The organism is Baaleninema simplex PCC 7105 (genome assembly GCF_000332355.1).
Taxonomy (GTDB): domain Bacteria; phylum Cyanobacteriota; class Cyanobacteriia; order Cyanobacteriales; family Geitlerinemataceae; genus Baaleninema; species Baaleninema simplex.
In genome coordinates this window covers 3,338,875-3,356,330 of the sequence record NZ_KB235958.1, presented here as the reverse complement: position 1 = coordinate 3,356,330, position 17,456 = coordinate 3,338,875, and the positions used below count along the sequence as shown (strand labels likewise).

Here is a 17,456-nt window from a genome sequence, read left to right as displayed (position 1 = left end):
TCAAACCTCAAGTTTCCGTTCCAACTCCTTTGGTCTAACCGAGTTACGATTTGGATAACGGCAGCGATCGAAAGGTAAATGAGTAAGTTGCGCCCCAATCCAGAGTCTGTTCGATCTAGATGGTTCGGTGGCGCAACTTCCCCCGACTCAAACACTTCGGGCTCTTCCGAACTGACTATGCAAAAAATCGCAGTAAAATGACGACGTGAGGTCATTTTGCCCGACGAACCCATGAAAGCATTTGTCGCAGGAGCCACCGGAGAAACCGGACGCCGCATCGTAGCCGAACTCGTCCAGCGAGACGTTCCCGTTCGCGCCCTCGTCCGTAACCTCGAACGCGCTCGAGAGCTTCTCCCTCCCCAAGCCGAACTCGTCACGGGAGACGTTCTCCAACCAGACACCCTCCCCGACGCTATCGGCGACAGCACAGTAGTTTTCTGTGCCACCGGTGCCAAACCCAGTCTCGATCCCACCAGTCCCTACAAAGTCGATAACGAAGGAACGAAACACCTCGTCGATGCGTCCCGAGACCAAGGCATTCAACAGTTCGTTCTCGTCAGTTCCCTGTGCGTGTCCCAGTTTTTCCATCCCCTCAATCTGTTCTGGCTGGTGTTGTACTGGAAAAAACAAGCCGAAGAATACCTGCAAAAAAGCGGTTTGACGTATACGATCGTGCGTCCGGGGGGATTGAAAAACGAAGACAGTTCCGCCTCGATCGTCATGCGATCGGCCGACAGTCTGTTCGATGGGAGCATTCCTCGCTCGAAAGTCGCTCGCGTCTGTGTCGAAGCGGTGTTTTGTCCCGACGCTCGCAATAAAATTGTCGAGATCGTCGCCAAGGCCGACGCCCCGAAAACTGAAATCGCACAACTGTTCGCGGGCGTTGGCTGACGTCTCAAATCAGGGAGAAACAACCGTGTTGGTCAATCGATTCGTACCGTGGAGTCTCGCGACCCTCATCGCGGCCGGAACCGTCAACTCGACGATCTCGACGGCGATCGACCCACCTCGTATCCTCGCCGTCACCGAACGCCTCGACCTTCCACTCCAACGGGAGCCGGGAGAATCTTACGTTCAAATGTTACAACGGGCTGAAGACCTCGCTCAACGGGAGGTTCAACGACTGTTCGACACCGACATCGTTGTCAGCGATGTATCGGTCGTCGTCATGGGGGAAAATAACGGTCTCGTCGCGCCCCTGCTCTCGATCGACGTGCGCCGCGATCGCTGGCGACAAGACCCAGACGTCACCCGTTGGGCGCGATACTATCCCAACACGCGCGACCTCCTCGGTTTCAACACCATCCCCGCCGAACCGCCGCCGGGCGAGGAACCGGTTCTCGGTACCGGAGACGTACAGGTCACGTTACGCTGGGACACCACCGACGATCTCGATCTGGCCGTCACCGATCCCGAGGGGAACACGGCATTTTTTGCCAATCCCTCGGTAGCTTCGGGGGGACAGCTCGACGTAGACTCGAACGCCGGATGTATGGATTCCACCTCGAACCCGGTCGAAAACGTCTTTTGGCCGACTGGGGGCGCTCCAGAGGGGGAATATGTGGTGTCGGTGACACTGTTTATCCGCTGCGCGGCGTCTTCGGAACCGATTTCGTTTGAGCTGACGATTTTGACTCAGGGGGAAACGCGCACGGAAACGGGAACGGTGAGCGATGCCGAACCCACAATTACGTTCCCGTTTTCGCTTCCGTAACGGTTCGACGCATGCTTCAACCAAATCGCCCTTCCACGTAATCGCGGGTGCTGGAGTTCGCCGCGCAGGTAAAGATCTGCACGGTCGGCCCGAATTCGACCAGTCGTCCGATGCGGCTTTCGTCCGTGTTGAAAAATGCAGTGTAGTCCGAGACTCGAGACGCTTGCTGCATATTGTGAGTCACGATGACGATGGTGTATCGCGATCGCAACTGTCGCAGCAACTCCTCGATTTTCATTGTTGAAATCGGATCGAGAGCCGAACAGGGTTCGTCCATTAACAGCACTTCCGGCTCGATCGCCAACGCTCGAGCGATACAGAGTCGCTGCTGTTGTCCTCCCGACAGCCCCAAGGCCGATTTTTTCAAATCTTCTTTGACTTCGTCCCACAACACCGCTCGACGCAGGGCAGACTCGACGATTTCGTCGAGGTGAACTCGCGACCGGCCCAACCGCCGCACGCCGTAAGCGACGTTGTCGTAAATACTAATGGGGAAGGGATTCGGACGTTGAAACACCATCCCAATGTGGCGGCGCAGTCGGTTGACGTTGACGCGGCGATCGTAGATATCTTGTCCGAAAAAGCGAACCGACCCCGCAACGTTGACGTTTCCTTCAATTTCGCCGATGCGGTTGAGGGCTTTGAGAAAGGTCGATTTCCCACATCCCGAGGAGCCGATAACTGCCGTGATGTGGTGTTGGTAAATGTCGATCGAAATGTCTTCGAGGACTTTTCGGCGACCGTAATGAAAGTGTAAGTTCTGCACTTCGATCGCCGTCGAGGGAGGCGGCTCGGACAATTCTATCGAAACGTCGCGTATTTCCGGTTCTAGGGCGCGATCGTAGGGAGTTCGTTCTTCAGATGCCATCGTCAGCGTGTGAATTCAGACGTATTACTTCAAATGCTTGCGCGTAACTTGTCGCGAAATGGTGTTCACGAGCAACACGATCGCCAACAACACGAACGCTGCCGTCCAAGCCAGAGCGTTCTGCTCGCGATAGGGCGAATCGGCGTAGTTGAAAATCAACACTGACAACGAAGGCGTGGGACTCAGCAGCCCTTGCGGCCAGTTTTGACTCGACAACGCGGTAAAAATCAACGGGGCTGTTTCTCCAGCCGCTCGGGAAACGGCCAGAAGAACCCCCGTGACGATCGCGGGCAGTGCGTTGGGAATCACCGCGCGAAAAGTGGTACTAAAGCGCCCTTCTCCCAATCCCGCCGACGCGAGACGGTAGGTGTCGGGAACGAGTTTGAGGGCTTCCTCGGTGGTGAGCGTCACGATGGGTAGCATAATGACCCCTAACGCAAACCCACCGGCTAGGGCAGAAAACTGTTTCGTCGCTAAAACGATGGTGGCGTAGGCAAACACCCCCACCACGATCGAGGGGACGCTGCTGAGGATTTTGACCGCAAAACGAATCCCGTTGGCGATCGCCGTTCCTCCGGCAAATTCCGAGAGAAAAATTCCCGTCATCACCCCAAACGGCACGCTAACAGAAGCCCCGACACCCACCATCATCATCGTGCCGAGAATGGCGTTGGCGAAGCCGTTCGGCTGGTCTTCCATCCCCACCGGTGCCGGCAGCGCAACCAACACCTCTAGGCTTAAATGCTGCAATCCCTGACTGACGATCTGCCAAAATATGGCGAACAAGGGCAGTAGTGCGACGACGGTTAATCCCAGTGCGATCGCGGTCGTTCCGTATTCAAACAACCGACGCGGTAGCGATAGCGGCTGTTGTAAGTCGAGATCGGGGAGTTCCCGGTCGGATAATTCCATGTCTGTACGGTCGAAATGAGTCATCGTTTCAACAGTTATCGAACGATCGCCCGGCGACTGACCCACTGCACCAACACCACGGCGATGACGTTGACGACGAGCGTTAAGCCAAACAAAATCAACGCTAAATACATCAACGCGCCGATGTGAATCGGTTTGAGTGCCTCGGCGAACTGGTTGGCCAAAATTGCAGGGATCGTGTATCCCGAATCGAGCAGCGACGGACTGATGCGGACGGCGTTTCCAATCACCATCGTCACGGCCATCGTTTCCCCCAAGGCACGACCCAACGCTAGGACGATCGCGCCGATGATGCCCGCACTCCCGGCAGGGAGTAACGTTCGGACGATCGTTTCCCAGCGCGTCGCCCCGAGAGATCGCGAGGCGCTTCGTAACTCTGGGGGAATCGCCAACAGAACATCTCTCGAAATTGCGGCGATCGTCGGCAAAATCATGATGGCTAATAACACTCCCGCCGCCAACAGTCCCGGTCCGAAGGGTTCGCTCCCAAATAGGGGAATCCAACCCAGGGTTTCGTGTAACCATCGCTGTAGCGGCATCAGAAAGGGAACGAGGACGAAAATGCCCCACAGTCCGATGATGACGCTGGGAATGGCGGCGATCAGTTCGATGAGAAAGGCTACGGGCGATCGCACCCATTGAGGCAGAATGGTTTCACTGGTGACGATCGCCACGGCCAAACCGAAAGGAACCGCCAGCAACAGCGCGATCGCAGAGGTGACGAGGGTTCCGTACACGAAGGGCAGCGCCCCGAATACTTCCCGCGTCGAACTCCACTCCCGGCCCCATAAAAATTCCAGCCCGAATTCTGCGATCGCCGGTCGTGCGTCTTGGTAAACGACGCGAGCGATCCAAAAGAGCGTTCCGGCGCTTAGGAGAGCGCAACCCCAGGCGAGAAGGACGAAGGCCGTTTCGAGCCAACGGGTTTTGCTGTCAGGTTGAGTGAGATCGAGGGGGTGAGAGAGGGTTTCGGAGGCAGGCGATCGACTCGGTATCATTTTCTTGATTGAAACGGTTGAGGGACACCTCGTTGGAGAGATGTCCCCGAAAGCCCCATGAAATCTCGAATTCCATTGAGGAGAACGAACGCGATTTAGCGGCTCGCCGTCGCGTTAATGCCGTTGGTTACAGCAGAGATCGCGGCTTGCGCGACCGAACCGGGAATGCGGGTGTATTGCAGTTCGCCGTTGATGTCTTGGCCGTCGTTTAAAATCCACTGGACGATGGTTTGGATGGCTTCGGCTTTTTCGGCGTCCTCGTAGTTTTCCTTGAGCATCAACCAAGTCACGCCGACGATGGGGTAGCCTTCGCTGGGATCTTCTAAGCCTTGAGGAATGAAGCGATTGTTCGCCGTGGAAAATTCCATGTTTTCTAACGCGCGATCGGCGTTGGCCACGGGAATCGGCGCGACGAACTGACCCGACGCGTTTTCGAGGAGAGCGTACTGCATATTGTTTTCGGCGGCGTAGCTGGCTTGAACGTAACCGACCGCACCTTCGTTTTGTTGGACGAGGGCGGCGACGCCGGAGTTACCGCGACCCCCTTGGACGTTCGCTGCCGAAGGCCACTCGTCGGGACTCTTCGTCGCGACGAAATTACCGCTCAACGCGGCCAGGTGACGGGTAAAGATAAAGGTGGTGCCGCTACCGTCGGCACGAACGCTAACCCGAATCGGTTGGTCGGGGAGGCTGACGCCGGGATTTGCTGCGGCTAACGCGGGGTCGTTCCAACGGGAAATTTCCCCAGAGAAGATTTTGGGCAATACGTCCCGCGATAGGTTCAAGTTCTCGATGCCGGGAAGGTTGTAAACCACGGCTACAGCACCGCCAGCGGTCGGAATTAAGATTAAGCCGTCTTCCATTTGAGCGATTTCTTCCTCGCTCGGTGGTGCGTCGGTGCCGCCAAAGTCGGTGGTTCCTGCGATAAACTGGCGGATTCCGCCGCCGCTACCGATCGCTTCGTAGTTGACTTGAATGCCCGTTTGGGTTTGGATTTCGGAAAAATAGCGATCGTAGAGAGGTTTGGGGAAAGATGCCCCCGCTCCGTTGAGGGTTACGGCTTGAGCGATCGACCCGACGGACATGGCAAGCGTCGCGGCTGAAACGGTAACGACGCGACGCCAAACTGCGGTAGAAAAAATCATGTTATTTCTGTCCTCACATTCTGGAGATTCGAGCGAGTTGGGGCTGAATGTGGTTCACAATAAAGGACAGGATTTAACGGAGTGTAAGCCTAATATTAATATTAGTTTAACTAAAGGTTGGGTTTGGGTTAAAAAATTTTGTGTGTGTTTTTTCTATACGATTATTTTACTATTTTGAAAACCCGATTTTCAGTAAAATTCTGAGTTCTCGACAATTTCAGTGTTTTGGGAACCATCATTTTTTTCGTTCTTGTCAATTCTCTAAAGAATTTGTAAATTAACCTGTAGCTCAATGTTATAAATTGCGATCGACGGCTTTTACAACCCTCAGATCGCCCTTGGTTTCTGTACCTGACTCTTTAGAAATTCAACTCGTAGAATTGAATCGCGCGATCGCCCTTCGAGAGACATCGAAAACCCCACCCCCTCTCCTATGAACTGGAAACTGTCCGAACGGGAATCCGAGCGGGAGTCTCGACCCGACGAAACCCCCCTCATCGACTGGCATCGGGTCGCGAGCGTTTGCTGGACTCCCGTACGTAAACTCTCGAGGATTCAGACCCCAAAACCCCTCAAACAAGCCCTTCTCAGCGTTCCGAAGCCCGTGCGATGGGCGCTCTTTCGACCATTGCTCGTTGTCGCCGTCGCGTTCCACTACTGGCTGTTGACGTTACCCTCGCCGAGCGATCGCGCCACTGAAGCCCCAACCGTCGAAGAAACAGAAGAGACCCTCGAAGAAGAAGCCGTCCGCATTACGCAACTGCAAACCACGCAGCCGGAAACTCCACCCCCCGAATCTCCCCCCACCGAATCCCCCGCGATCGCACCGCCACCCGATCCCGACCCCACCACCGCAGACACGCTACCGAGTTTGCAACCCTCCCCCACGCCAACCCCAACGGCGGCTCCGACCACCACGCCAACCCCCAACCCGACCTCGACATTTGAGGAGACGCCAAATCCCACCCCGACCCCCGTAACCAAAACCACACCGGAACCGACCCCGAGTCCGACTCCCGATCCCGGTCGAGGGACGACGGTAGAAGACCCGTTTAACGATTTTCCCTTTCCCCCCAATGCCGCCGTCGGATCGTTAGGATTACTCTCCGATGCTAGCGATGCAGAAGCCCGAAACGTTTCGAGCGACATCGATGGAGTCTATCAGTTTTACGCAGGTGCGCTACCCGATCGCCAAATCACGATCGCGCCCCCGGTCAAAAACGAGCCGAACTTCAGGATTTTTCAGCTCTCCCCCCAAGCTGAAGGCATCGCGCCGCAATTTTTACATTTAGTCTTTCACCAAAACAAAACGGTAATTTTCCGCGCCCCACAACCGATCTTAGAACTCGCTGCGCTGCAAGATGCCGAATCGATTTCCGTTGAAGAACGCACGTTCGAGCGAGCTATCGACGCCGCCGGAAACGATCTGACGCTGTCTCAGTTTCGCGGCGTGGAGTTAGACGTCGGGGCGACTCAATTCTGCTGCGATCCCTCTCGCTATACTCCCAAAGGGGTGACGGTGCCAATGTTCCAAACGTCCCTCGAACAGCTTCGAGCAACTGTGACATCGCGGTTGCAGGAACGTAATTTCTCCGTTCGTCCCACGCAATATCAAGGCGTCGGGGCGATCGAAGCCCAACTCGGTTCGTTTACAGGTTACGTGATTTTCGCACCGGCGTATCACCCGCCAGGAAGCCCTGGAACTCAACCTTACGCGGTCTTTACATCCACGACACCGCCTTAAGTGCGGTATATCGCTGTTGGTTTCGAGCTTTCGGCGACTCGGCGCGATCGGTCACAGGGAAGTCCGACTACTCGATCTCCGCTTCGGGAACGTTTTCCGATACAGTGTCAGATCGGGAATTTCCGTCAGTTCCGATCGCTAACGCGACGCGATTTCCCCCCACGTCTCGCATTTGGGACAGCAACCGAATTACGTCTTCGTAAGGAAGGTCGGGATGCGGGATCAAATACACGGCACTTTCTGGGTTGTTGGCTAAATAGGCGGGAATTTGTCGGAGGAGTTTGTCGCGATCGATCGCGCGATCGTCGGCCGTTAAGCCGCCGTATTCGTCAATTTTGACTTTGAGGGGTAACGAGTTGTCGCGATCGCGATTGGCTCGTTCGTCACCTGGTAGCCTCACATCTACCACGTCGGGTTCTCCCGTCAGCGTCATCGATACCAACACGAAAAATGCTAAAACGACCATAATTAAATTCAACATCGGCGTTAAATCGATGTCTGGCATCGACGAGGCACGTTGTCGAGAATTAAACATTGAAAAGCGATTCATGGCTTTAAAATTTTTGTGATACCTGGATCGGAGAAATTCACCACAGAGGCACAGAGGACGCGGAGAATTTTTGAGTGGCTGAATGACGTTATTCGATAACTAGAGAGACTTCGGTTTCTCCGTTTTCTTGAAGGAGTTGCAGCAGGCGATCGACTTGGGCGTAATCGAGCGTGCGATCTGCGTTGAGCGTCACCGTGCCGTCGGGATGTTCGGCGAGAAATGTTTGGAGGCGAGCGATCGCGTCTTCGGGTTCGATCGCTTCGTTTTGATAAATAATCGCTCCGTCGCGGTTTAACCCCAGTACGAACCGTTCGATCGCTTCGGGTTTTTCAGCTCCTTCACCTCCGGCCCCCGTTCCGTCTTTCACTTTCGGTAAATCGACGTCGAAAATTCCTTGTCCGGTCAAACTCATCGACAAAATAATAAAAAAGGTCAAAACGGACATGAGTACGTCCAACATGGGCGTGAGATTGACTTGAGGCACTTTAGAAGATCGGTCTTGGCTGTTGCGCGATCGCATAAAATATTCAAAAGCGTCGTTGAGTTGAAACCGTTAATAGTCGTCGGACGATCGATTGTTTGGAGAGCGAGATGTCGTACTCGGTAACGCGGGAGGACGAGCGTGCGACTGGGGTTCGTACCAAAACTGACGGTAAATCAACTCCATTTCGCTTCCCACCTGCGCGAAATAGTCCATTTGTTGCGCTTGCAACGTTACCATCAAGCGAAACACTAACAATGCGAGAATGGCTACGATCATGCCGGCGGCTGTGGTAATCAAAGCTTCCCCAATCCCCGCAGCGGCTTTCGTCGCTTCTTCAGCCGATCCGCCACCGCCGACGTTGAGGTTGTCGAAGGTGCGAATTAACCCCGTCACCGTTCCCAACAACCCCAGCAGTGGGGCGATGGCGATTACAGTTTCAAACAGCTTGTCGCCTTTTCGCATTTTGACGAATTCCTTATCCGCCGCCGACTCCATCGCCAGACGAAAGGTTTCCGGGGTGGGGTGGCGCAGTCTCAACGGTGCCAGCAAAAAGCGTCCGATGGCTAAAAATCGCGCGTACTCGGCAATTTCAGACGCTTTCGCCAAATCGTACCGCGCTGCGTCGAGAACGTCGTGGACGATGCGGTCTTCTTGGCTGACGAGGCGAATCCAAAACCAGAGGCGTTCGAGTGCTGTAGCCAGCGTCAACACGGACAATCCCAGCAGCGGCCACATGACCGGGCCGCCTTTGAGGAATTCGTCGATTAGTTGAGGGGCAGTTTCAGTAACGGTCTCTTGTACGTCAGGTGACGTTTCTGCTAAAAAATATACTAAAAGATACATCAGTTTCTGAAAACTTAAATATACAAACTTTTTAGTGGATAGATTAGCGGTATTCGGTGTTTTTTGCTGTTAAGATGAGTTTAAAATTCGACTAAGACTCGAACAAGATTAGGTTAAGTAATTGATATGACCGTTCCATCTAACGATCGACAAACTTCTGAATCCGTAACGCTGTTCGAGCGTTTGTGGTCTTTAGCCGGGATGTTTTTAAAACTCGGAAGCATTGGCTTCGGCGGCCCCCAAGCCCACATCGCGATGATTAATAACGAAGCCGTCGTGCGTCGAAATTGGATGACACAACAGCAGTTTACAGAAGGACTGGCGGTGTGTCAGATGCTGCCGGGGCCAGCTTCGACGCAAATGGGCATTTACACTGGATACATTCGTGCCGGACAACTGGGGGCGTTAGTGGCGGGGTTGTGTTTTATCGCCCCGGCGTTTCTAATTGTAGTGGCGTTATCTTGGGGATATTTTCAGTTTCAAGGCGTGCCTCAAATCGAGGCATTGTTTTTAGGAATTTCCCCGATCGTCACGGCGATCGTGTTGGGATTTTGTTGGAAGTTAGCCCGAAAAACTCTATCGACTCGGGCAGGTTGGGTCATTTCAATTGTTATTTTTCTGTTGATGTGGTTCGCCAATATTAACGTTTTAATTTTGTTTCTGCTAGCAGGAGCGTTTGGTTTGTATTTATACGCACCTCAAAAACCGAACGCCGCGTGGTTAGCCCCCACCTTACCGACAGTTTGGGGAACGGCGAACAATTCAAACGCCCTTCAAACTTTGGTTTCTGAAAGTTTTTGGGGGTGGGAACGCATTGCCATTTTTGGATTGCCGCTGGTCTGGTTTTTCGTGAAAGTCGGCAGTTTGATTTTTGGTGGGGGATTGGTGATTATTCCTCTGATCGAATTCGAGGTGGTCGATCGCCTGCAATGGTTGACGCGAGAAGAGTTTATTAACGGCGTGGCGATCGGACAGTTGAGTCCCGGCCCTGTCGTCCTCACAGCGGCGTTTGTGGGCTATAAAGTGTCTGGTTTTTTGGGGGCGTTGGCGGCTTCTGTCGGAGTGTTTTTCCCCTCCTTTGCCTTCATTATGCTGGCGATGCCGTTTTGGTTGCGCTTGCGGGAAAATCCCTGGATTCAAGCGTTTTTGAAAGGCGTTACTCCTGCCGTTCTCGGGGCGATCGCTGCCGCCGCCATCCCCTTAGCCGAAGCCTCGCTGACTCAGGATACGATCTGGAAATCGGTGTTAGCCGGATGTATTGGTATCGCGGCGATGGTGGCGTTGTTGCGGTTTAAAGTCGCCACTTGGCAGTTGATTGTGGCGGGGGCTGCCATTGGCTTGTTGGTGGGGTGGATTTAACCGCGAACTGGCAGACCCCCAGTATCTTGGACATACTGGGGGTTGGGCTACCGCAACAAGGCTTCGAGTTTCTGTTCTTCCCAGAGCGATCGATACAACCCCGGCTGTTCGATTAGGGCTTGATGGCTACCGTTTTGGACGATTTTGCCCTCGTCGAGCACGAAAATGCGATCGGCTGTGGCCGCCGCCGAAAGCTGGTGAGACACAAACAACACCGTTTTACGTTGCGTTCCCGCCGAGAGTTCCTCTAAAATCCGCGTTGCGGTTTGATTGTCCACGCTGGAGAGGGCGTCGTCGAGAATCAAAATCGGGGCATCTGTCAACAACGCCCGTGCCAATGCTGTTCGCTGTCTCTGTCCCCCCGAGAGCGTAATGCCCCGTTCGCCGACGACAGTATCGTACTGTTTGGGGAAGTTGAGAATTTCTTCGTGAATTTGGGCGAGTTTCGCCGCCCGTTCGACTTCAAACTGTTCGGCGGTGGGGTTGCCGTAACGGATGTTATCGCGAATTGTGGTACTGAAGAGAAAGCTATCTTGAGGAACGACGGCGATCGCCCCCCGTAAATCCTGCAACCGCAGTTTCGTCACGTCGTACCCGTCGAGAAACAGTTGTTCGGCGTCGATATCGAGAACACGGGGAACCGCACTGGCGAGGGTAGATTTCCCCGAACCGATGGAACCGACGATCGCGATAGTTTCCCCCGGTTCGATGTCGAAATTCACGTCGTTTAAGGCGGGGGTTTCCGCACCGGGATAGGTATACGTCAGATGGCGGGCGTCGAGACGTCCCAAAGTTTCCTCGGGCGGAAGAGCGATCGCATCGGGGGCGTCTTGAATTTTCGATTCCGTGGTGAAAATGGCTTCGATGCGATCGATACTCACTTCCCCCCGTTGGTAAACCGTTAGCGTAAAGCCCAACAACGCCGTCGGAAATACCAACCGTTCCACGTACAAAATCAACGCGATAAAGTCTCCCACGTCGATCGCACCGTCGGCGATACTCCCAGCCCCGAACGCCAACAACACCAACAAACTCGCTCCCGCCAACCCCTGCAAAAAGGGAAATAGAATCGTGCGGGTTCTCGCTAAGGCTAAATTACTTTCAAGTAACTGTTCGTTGACGTGGCGAAACGCCCGTCGCTCGTTTTGCTCTTGTCCGTAAATCTTCACCAGGGAAATCCCGCTCATATCCTCTTGAATCAGTTCGCTGACGCGGGAGAGTTTTTCCTGAACGTCGAGTTGTTGGGTTCGCAACCGTCCGCTAAACAGCCAAACGATAATAAACATGGCTGGATACACCGCCACCGCGAACGCCGTCAGTCTCGCGTCGATCGAGAGCATGACGGGAAGCGTTAGGGCATAGGCGAACAAAGTATTCAACAGACTGAGAACGGCAAATCCTAACAAGCGGCGAATGTTATCTACATCGCTAGTGGCGCGGTTGATAAGGTCGCCAATGGTACTTTGGGAAAAATAGCCTGCATCCAAGTGCAACAAATGCTGGAAAATGCGCTGTTTGAGGTCGAATTCCACCTGACGCCCGATCCCGAACAGCAACATCCGCGACGCCACCCGAATCGCCCACATGACGCTGGCGAGGAGGATAATGAGAATCGTGTAGTGCTGAATGCGATCGAAACTGAAGGTCACTTGCAACTCGTCGATCCCGTTGCGAATCAGCCAGGGAATGTACACCCCCAACGCGTTGACGACGAGTAAGGCGACAGTTCCCAACGCTACTTGTTTCCAGTGCGGCTTGAGATAGAAAAACAGTTTGTCGAGTTTGGAACGAGTCATCGGAGTTCGATCGAGGACGGGGCTACGGGCTAGACATCTATCTTAAAGCAGGCTCGATTTTTGGAGGAGCCGGGGAGAGGGAGAGGGGGAGAAGGGGAGAGGGGGAGAAGGGGAGAGGGGGAGAAGGGGAGAGGGGGAGAAGGGGAGCTTCTTCAGGGAAGAGGGAAGAGTGAAGAGGGAAGACAGGCAACAGTTTCTCCTCAGGGTGCATCTCAATTCTGCGATAAGTATAAATACTTAAAGGAGTAAATCCCCTTCTAGCAGTCCTTGAGGAAAATATTGACAAATTGCCGAACTTGTGTATTTACGAAAGTGAGATGCACCCTCTCCTCATCTCCTCTCCTCCTCATCATCACTTTTCCCTGTTCCCCGTTCCCCGTTCCCTGTCTTCACTGGTGACTGGTGACTGGTGACTGTTCCCCGTTCCCTGCGATACGAATACTTTAGAACGGCTACAATAGAAGCGATACTCGATATAACAGCGATTCGCCCGTTACGATCGCGATCGCCCCTAAAAAATACAAGGTTCGGAACTCCCCACACACCCCTGACAACTGATAACTCACTGCTCACTGTTCGCGGTTCACTGTAAAAGATGCCCATCAAACACTTGCCGAACTCGATCCACATCTTACGCGCCCGACTCCGCTCGTTGTCGCGTCCGTCGGTGTGGCTGTCTGCTTTGGGGGTTGCGTTAGTTCTCGGCGTGGGTTGGGAATATGCCAAACGCTTGAACTCCCCGACTGATGTGGAAGCGGAAAACGAAGGCGAAGTGGAGATTTCAGAGGCTCTCGGATCGGAATGGCAAGGAGAAGTTTCTGACGAAGACGCACAAATCGCCGCAGATATCGATAGTTCGGACGTTCTCCGCAGTCTCCTCGCGCAACAGGAATCTCCCGCCCCCGCTCCCGTTCCCGACAGCGGACAAGCTCGAGAACGTCGAGAACATATCGATCGCCTACTCGAACTTATGGCGGCGGACTACGAGCTTCCGGGGAGTTCCTCGAATTCCGAAGACGCTTCCGAGACGAATATATTTGCCAATCTTTCACCGTTTGGGTCTTTGGGAACCTCGGACGAGGAAGAGACGCCATCCGATCGCAGTGCGAGATCGAACCTGTTTTCTGCTACCACGTCAGGAAACGCCGCCGACTCCCCACCAAACGATTCGTTGACGAATTTTTTACAGTTCGACCTCGATGGCGCGTCTCTGCCAAATTTGAGAACGAACGACAGCCAGCGTTCGGCGGAGACTGACGAGACTGAAGAAGAAACGGCGGAAAGCCGACAGGACGGCGGGGCGACGGGCGATCGCAACGCCTCCAACTCTGACAGACGCCAGCGGGCAACTTCGGCGGAGACGCTGCCCCCCTTTGCCACCCCCGCACCGTTCTCGACGCCGGACGAGACTTCTACGGGTTCGACGCTACCGGCGTTTACCGGCTATCCCTACAATCCCAACGCGATCGCTCCCGATTCGGCAGGAAATTCGGGAAATTATAACAACCCTTACGCCCTTCCGTCGGCGGGAACGCCAAGTACGTCTCCCTCGAACGTCCCCGCACCGACGTACAGGCGTCCGACGTTTGGGGCGACGCCTCCGACGACCGCTGAGAACGTCAATCCTTATGGAAACTTCAACGGAAACAACGGCAACGCCTACGGAACGCCTACGGGCAATCCGTTTTCCGTGAATTCTGGCACGGGTTTGTCTGGAAACGGCGCGACGACGCCTTCGACGACTGGTACGACGCCTTACGCCTATCCCACTGCACCGCCCCAACAGTTTTCGGTTCCCCGGACGCCACCGGGACGCGCCATCGGCAACGGGGAAATTAACACCTTTGCCAATCCTTAGATCGTTTGGGGCGATCGCATTTCAGCTCGATCGCCTCAACTCAGCAGCTGCATGATGTAGTCGGCAATGCGATCGCTGGCTCCGGCGTCTCCCATGCGGCGACGGCCGTTTTCGGCGATCGCTTGCAGCCAGTCAGGATCGCCGAGCAACTGTTCGACAACGTCGGTGACTTTCTCGGGGCGATCGAGCAGAACGAGCGACGATCCGAGCAGGCGACTTTGGGCTTCTGCAAAGGCTGGGGTGTATTGCGGTCCCGTTCCCGGCAGGGCGATGGCCGGTTTCCCCAAACCCACGAACTGTTCGGTCGCGGTTCCCGCCATCGCGATCGCCAGATCGGCCCGATACAAACATTCGGCAAACGCTCGCTGTGTCAGAACGACGGTCGCCTGGCCCAGCGTAAAACGTCGCGCTTCGGGATCGGACACGGACACCGGGGATCGGCTTTCGCTGGGTTGCCACCCGTATGTTTCGAGAACGCGACAGAAGGGATCGAGATCGAGTCCGGGGGCGATGGTTCCCAGAAAGGCGATCGCGCGACTCGGGCGATCGTCTCGCACGATCGCGGCGGTTTTGACGATTTGTTCCCAGTTGCGTTCGGCTTCAGGCGATCGCGACCCCGGCATTAAGGCGATCGTCAAGACTCGATGGGTTTCTTCGGCGTTGGTGACGGTTTCGGCGTCCAATCCGTCCATCATGGGATTGCCCAAGTCGTAGGCGGGAACGTTGAATTTTTGTAAGTAGCGGGTCGTCAAGCCGTCGCGAGGAAATACAGCCCGACAACGTTTTCGGGTCATCAACCACCGTTCCCAGGGTAAGTATACCGATCCCGACCAACTCTCGAGTTTTTCAAACCAGGTGCGCCGAGGGAGCAACCCGATCTCGTCGCGCAGGTAGTATTCGGATTTCGCCGTTCCCACAAAGGCGTAGTTCGCACCACTCATCCACGCCAACAACAACGGAACGATATCGCCGACGGCTAAAATCGCGCCGCCTTCTCGTCCCCAGGTTCGGACGACGCGCCGCTGGGCTAACGTCAGTCCTAACAATCCCCCGCGCACGTCTCGCCACAGTTGTCGTCCGTCCATATACACGAACCCACCCGAGGGCATTTTTTTCACGGGACCGACGATCGGTACGCCGTCTAAGTCGGTGTAGGCGCGGCCTTCGCCGACGAGGGGAAGTGCTGCCAGTTTTGGGGCTTGGTGATGTTGTTGGAGGCGACGCAGAATCTGTACGGCGATCGCGTCTTCTCCGTGACCGTTACTCAAGCACAGTAGCTTCACGCCTAACTCAATCTCCAAGACGACGTTTTCCAGGGTATATCAATTTTGAGGGTTGTAGACGCTTTTGAGACGCTCTCGCTGTTGCTCGTGGCTGCGTTGCACGACACGGGACTTCGGGGTCTCGGTGTTTCTTTGACATCCTCACCGCCCTGGAAGGACGGTGATTCCCAAACCTCGCGATTTGGGTTCCTGTTTCTTCCCCTTACGGGTTTTTCGCAGTTGCTCTCTAGAACAATGTCCTTCAAGTCTTACACTCGCTCCACAGGCTGTAACGGTGTGTCCCACCGCCAAAAGATTTCGTGCTGCGTTGATGTCCCTGTCGTGAACCGTCCCACATTTCGGACAATCCCACTCTCTGACATCCAACGGCATCGAACCCATTTTGTGTCCGCAACTCGAACACAACTTACTGCTCGGAAACCATTTGTCTACCTTGACGAGAGTTCGTCCGTACCACTGACACTTATAGTCCAGTTGATTAACCAACTCTCCCCACGCACAATCACAGATGTGTTTGGCAAGTTTGGGATTTCTTACCATCCCTTTAACCGACAAGTCTTCCACCACGACGGTTTGGTTTTCACGCACCAGGCGGGTTGTCAGTTTGTGCAGGTAGTCGCTCCGAGAATCTTTGATTTTTTCGTGAATCTTAGCAACTTTACGACGCGCCTTCTCTCGATTCCGAGAACCCTTCATCTTACGAGAGAGTGCTTTCTGGGCGCGTCTCAAGCGTTTGTAGTGTTTCGTCAGATGGCGGGGATTTTCCGTTTTTTCTCCATCGCTGGTGATGGCGAGATGGGCGATTCCCACATCGACACCAACGCTTTTCTCGGACTGGGGAAGCGGTTTAATGGTGTCGTCGTCCGCCAAGATAGAGACGTGCCAGCGTCCCGAAGGTTCGAGTCGCACCGTAATGGTGGAGGGTTCTACTCCTTTGGGGAGTTGGCGACTCCATCGGATCTCGAGCGGTTCTTGGCTTTTTGCCAAATACAGAGAACCATCTCGCCAACGAAACGCCGATTTGGTAAATTCGGCGCTACCTCCATTCCGTTTCTTTTTGAACCGTGGGTATTTGGCTCTTCCGTTGAAAAAGTTGGAATATCCCTTATCGAGATGGCGCAATCCTTGTTGGAGAGGAACGCAACTTACTTCCCCAAGAAACTGCAACTCCTCTTCTTGCTTCCATTGCGTCAGCATCTTCGAGGTTTCGCGATATCCTACCTTCTCCTGTCGCTCTTTCCACGCCTGCGATCTCGCTTCCAACGCTTTGTTGTAGACGAGCCGCACGCACCCAAGGGTTCGGCGCAAGAGAGACTCTTGCTTGGGAGTCGGATAGAAGCGATATCGGAATGCTCGAAGTGCCATTTAGACAGTTTAGACACTAATGCCAGTGTACTCTAAAGCCGCCCTAGAAGGCCTGCCCTGAGCTAAGTCGAAGGCTTGCCCTGAGCCAAGTCGAAGGGGGCGGGGTTTCAAACCCAAATTTTTCGATGATTTGTTTCCCTCCCAAGGTCTCGACGGGCTTAATGCTGACGGCTTGCGAAGCCAGTGGCGATCGTGCCACCCTCGAAGTTGTAGACGACACCGTACCGACGATGAATCTTTCTAGCACTGCCTTCACCGTCCACACCGCCATCCCTAAGAAATATACTTGCGATGGAGACGATCTCTCTCCGCCGTTAAAGTCAACGACCCGACACTGACCCTTCGGGTACAGTGCGGGCTTGAAAAGCCCGAGAGTTGACCAGGCTAAGTCCTTTACGGACTCCGTTATCGAGGTCACGACACCGACGAGTTAGCCAGCTTGTTGCTCTGTCGTCGGTCGTTAAACAGCTTTACTCGGGTTAAGGCAGTGCGACCGACCTCACAAGCCTCGATAAC

At 54.5% G+C, this 17,456-nt stretch carries 16 protein-coding genes; 6 read left to right on the top strand and 10 right to left on the bottom strand.

All coding sequences use genetic code 11. From position 1 onward, the window contains the following. Positions 1-231: 231 nt before the first annotated feature. Together GEI7105_RS0117120 and GEI7105_RS33645 are read left to right on the top strand one after the other, a co-directional pair. Positions 232-891, top strand: coding sequence for an NAD(P)H-binding protein (locus GEI7105_RS0117120; RefSeq protein WP_026097739.1), 660 nt, complete (start codon positions 232-234; stop codon positions 889-891). Positions 892-916: 25 nt separating this feature from the next. Beyond that, complete coding sequence (locus GEI7105_RS33645; protein WP_144053849.1) at positions 917-1,714, top strand: DUF2135 domain-containing protein; 798 nt, start codon at positions 917-919, stop codon at positions 1,712-1,714. A gap of 16 nt (positions 1,715-1,730) precedes the next feature. Here the strand turns inward: GEI7105_RS33645 and pstB are convergent, their stop codons facing one another. From pstB to pstS, 4 genes are all read right to left on the bottom strand, one after another. Continuing rightward, on the bottom strand, positions 1,731-2,582 hold the full coding sequence (gene pstB, locus GEI7105_RS0117110; protein WP_017661654.1) for a phosphate ABC transporter ATP-binding protein PstB: 852 nt from the start codon (positions 2,580-2,582) through the stop codon (positions 1,731-1,733). 24 nt (positions 2,583-2,606) lie between these two features. Then, a complete protein-coding gene (pstA, locus tag GEI7105_RS0117105) occupies positions 2,607-3,518 on the bottom strand; it encodes a phosphate ABC transporter permease PstA (RefSeq protein ID WP_017661653.1) in 912 nt (303 codons plus the stop codon). Between the two features lie 11 nt (positions 3,519-3,529). Next, positions 3,530-4,513, bottom strand: a complete 984-nt coding sequence (pstC, locus tag GEI7105_RS0117100; protein ID WP_017661652.1) for a phosphate ABC transporter permease subunit PstC — start codon at positions 4,511-4,513, stop codon at positions 3,530-3,532. Positions 4,514-4,608: 95 nt separating this feature from the next. Further along, positions 4,609-5,658: a phosphate ABC transporter substrate-binding protein PstS gene (pstS, locus tag GEI7105_RS0117095; RefSeq protein WP_017661651.1), complete on the bottom strand. Its 1,050-nt coding sequence runs from the start codon at positions 5,656-5,658 to the stop codon at positions 4,609-4,611. A gap of 433 nt (positions 5,659-6,091) precedes the next feature. Between pstS and GEI7105_RS37500 the strand changes: the two genes are divergently transcribed. After that, a complete protein-coding gene (locus GEI7105_RS37500; RefSeq protein ID WP_026097736.1) occupies positions 6,092-7,402 on the top strand; it encodes a hypothetical protein in 1,311 nt (436 codons plus the stop codon). 67 nt (positions 7,403-7,469) lie between these two features. Here the strand turns inward: GEI7105_RS37500 and GEI7105_RS31030 are convergent, their stop codons facing one another. The 3 genes from GEI7105_RS31030 to GEI7105_RS0117075 all read right to left on the bottom strand — a co-directional run bounded on the left by GEI7105_RS31030 (position 7,470) and on the right by GEI7105_RS0117075 (position 9,279). Beyond that, on the bottom strand, positions 7,470-7,952 hold the full coding sequence (locus GEI7105_RS31030) for an ExbD/TolR family protein (RefSeq protein WP_017661650.1): 483 nt from the start codon (positions 7,950-7,952) through the stop codon (positions 7,470-7,472). 88 nt (positions 7,953-8,040) lie between these two features. Beyond that, positions 8,041-8,472 (bottom strand): ExbD/TolR family protein, encoded by a 432-nt coding sequence (locus tag GEI7105_RS0117080; RefSeq protein WP_026097735.1) that lies wholly within the window; start codon positions 8,470-8,472, stop codon positions 8,041-8,043. A gap of 33 nt (positions 8,473-8,505) precedes the next feature. Next, a complete protein-coding gene (locus GEI7105_RS0117075; protein WP_017661648.1) occupies positions 8,506-9,279 on the bottom strand; it encodes a MotA/TolQ/ExbB proton channel family protein in 774 nt (257 codons plus the stop codon). 126 nt (positions 9,280-9,405) lie between these two features. Here GEI7105_RS0117075 and chrA point away from each other — a divergent pair, with 126 nt between their 5' ends. Continuing rightward, positions 9,406-10,638, top strand: a complete 1,233-nt coding sequence (gene chrA, locus GEI7105_RS0117070; protein ID WP_017661647.1) for a chromate efflux transporter — start codon at positions 9,406-9,408, stop codon at positions 10,636-10,638. A gap of 47 nt (positions 10,639-10,685) precedes the next feature. Here chrA and GEI7105_RS0117065 read toward each other — a convergent pair whose 3' ends face one another. Continuing rightward, complete coding sequence (locus GEI7105_RS0117065; protein WP_017661646.1) at positions 10,686-12,434, bottom strand: ABC transporter ATP-binding protein; 1,749 nt, start codon at positions 12,432-12,434, stop codon at positions 10,686-10,688. Positions 12,435-13,029: 595 nt separating this feature from the next. Between GEI7105_RS0117065 and GEI7105_RS0117055 the strand changes: the two genes are divergently transcribed. Then, positions 13,030-14,292: a hypothetical protein gene (locus tag GEI7105_RS0117055; RefSeq protein WP_017661644.1), complete on the top strand. Its 1,263-nt coding sequence runs from the start codon at positions 13,030-13,032 to the stop codon at positions 14,290-14,292. A 35-nt stretch (positions 14,293-14,327) separates the two neighbouring features. On the opposite strand, the gene GEI7105_RS0117050 is transcribed toward GEI7105_RS0117055, so the two are convergent. Together GEI7105_RS0117050 and GEI7105_RS0117045 are read right to left on the bottom strand one after the other, a co-directional pair. After that, positions 14,328-15,575 (bottom strand): lipid-A-disaccharide synthase-related protein, encoded by a 1,248-nt coding sequence (locus GEI7105_RS0117050; RefSeq protein WP_026097734.1) that lies wholly within the window; start codon positions 15,573-15,575, stop codon positions 14,328-14,330. Between the two features lie 141 nt (positions 15,576-15,716). Then, positions 15,717-16,940: an RNA-guided endonuclease InsQ/TnpB family protein gene (locus GEI7105_RS0117045; protein WP_017661642.1), complete on the bottom strand. Its 1,224-nt coding sequence runs from the start codon at positions 16,938-16,940 to the stop codon at positions 15,717-15,719. Positions 16,941-17,065: 125 nt separating this feature from the next. On the opposite strand from GEI7105_RS0117045, the gene GEI7105_RS37490 reads away from it, so the two are divergent. Next, complete coding sequence (locus GEI7105_RS37490; protein ID WP_144053847.1) at positions 17,066-17,278, top strand: hypothetical protein; 213 nt, start codon at positions 17,066-17,068, stop codon at positions 17,276-17,278. Positions 17,279-17,456: the final 178 nt, after the last annotated feature.

Coding starts and splice junctions, on each gene's coding strand:
- GEI7105_RS0117045 (WP_017661642.1), bottom strand. CDS start 16,940: ATGGCACTTCGAGCATTCCGATATCGCTTCTATCCGACTCCCAAGCAA.
- GEI7105_RS0117075 (WP_017661648.1), bottom strand. CDS start 9,279: ATGTATCTTTTAGTATATTTTTTAGCAGAAACGTCACCTGACGTACAA.
- pstB (WP_017661654.1), bottom strand. CDS start 2,582: ATGGCATCTGAAGAACGAACTCCCTACGATCGCGCCCTAGAACCGGAA.
- chrA (WP_017661647.1), top strand. CDS start 9,406: ATGACCGTTCCATCTAACGATCGACAAACTTCTGAATCCGTAACGCTG.
- GEI7105_RS31030 (WP_017661650.1), bottom strand. CDS start 7,952: ATGAATCGCTTTTCAATGTTTAATTCTCGACAACGTGCCTCGTCGATG.
- GEI7105_RS0117055 (WP_017661644.1), top strand. CDS start 13,030: ATGCCCATCAAACACTTGCCGAACTCGATCCACATCTTACGCGCCCGA.
- GEI7105_RS0117080 (WP_026097735.1), bottom strand. CDS start 8,472: ATGCGATCGCGCAACAGCCAAGACCGATCTTCTAAAGTGCCTCAAGTC.
- GEI7105_RS37500 (WP_026097736.1), top strand. CDS start 6,092: ATGAACTGGAAACTGTCCGAACGGGAATCCGAGCGGGAGTCTCGACCC.
- pstC (WP_017661652.1), bottom strand. CDS start 4,513: ATGATACCGAGTCGATCGCCTGCCTCCGAAACCCTCTCTCACCCCCTC.
- pstS (WP_017661651.1), bottom strand. CDS start 5,658: ATGATTTTTTCTACCGCAGTTTGGCGTCGCGTCGTTACCGTTTCAGCC.
- GEI7105_RS0117120 (WP_026097739.1), top strand. CDS start 232: ATGAAAGCATTTGTCGCAGGAGCCACCGGAGAAACCGGACGCCGCATC.
- pstA (WP_017661653.1), bottom strand. CDS start 3,518: ATGACTCATTTCGACCGTACAGACATGGAATTATCCGACCGGGAACTC.
- GEI7105_RS37490 (WP_144053847.1), top strand. CDS start 17,066: ATGATTTGTTTCCCTCCCAAGGTCTCGACGGGCTTAATGCTGACGGCT.
- GEI7105_RS0117065 (WP_017661646.1), bottom strand. CDS start 12,434: ATGACTCGTTCCAAACTCGACAAACTGTTTTTCTATCTCAAGCCGCAC.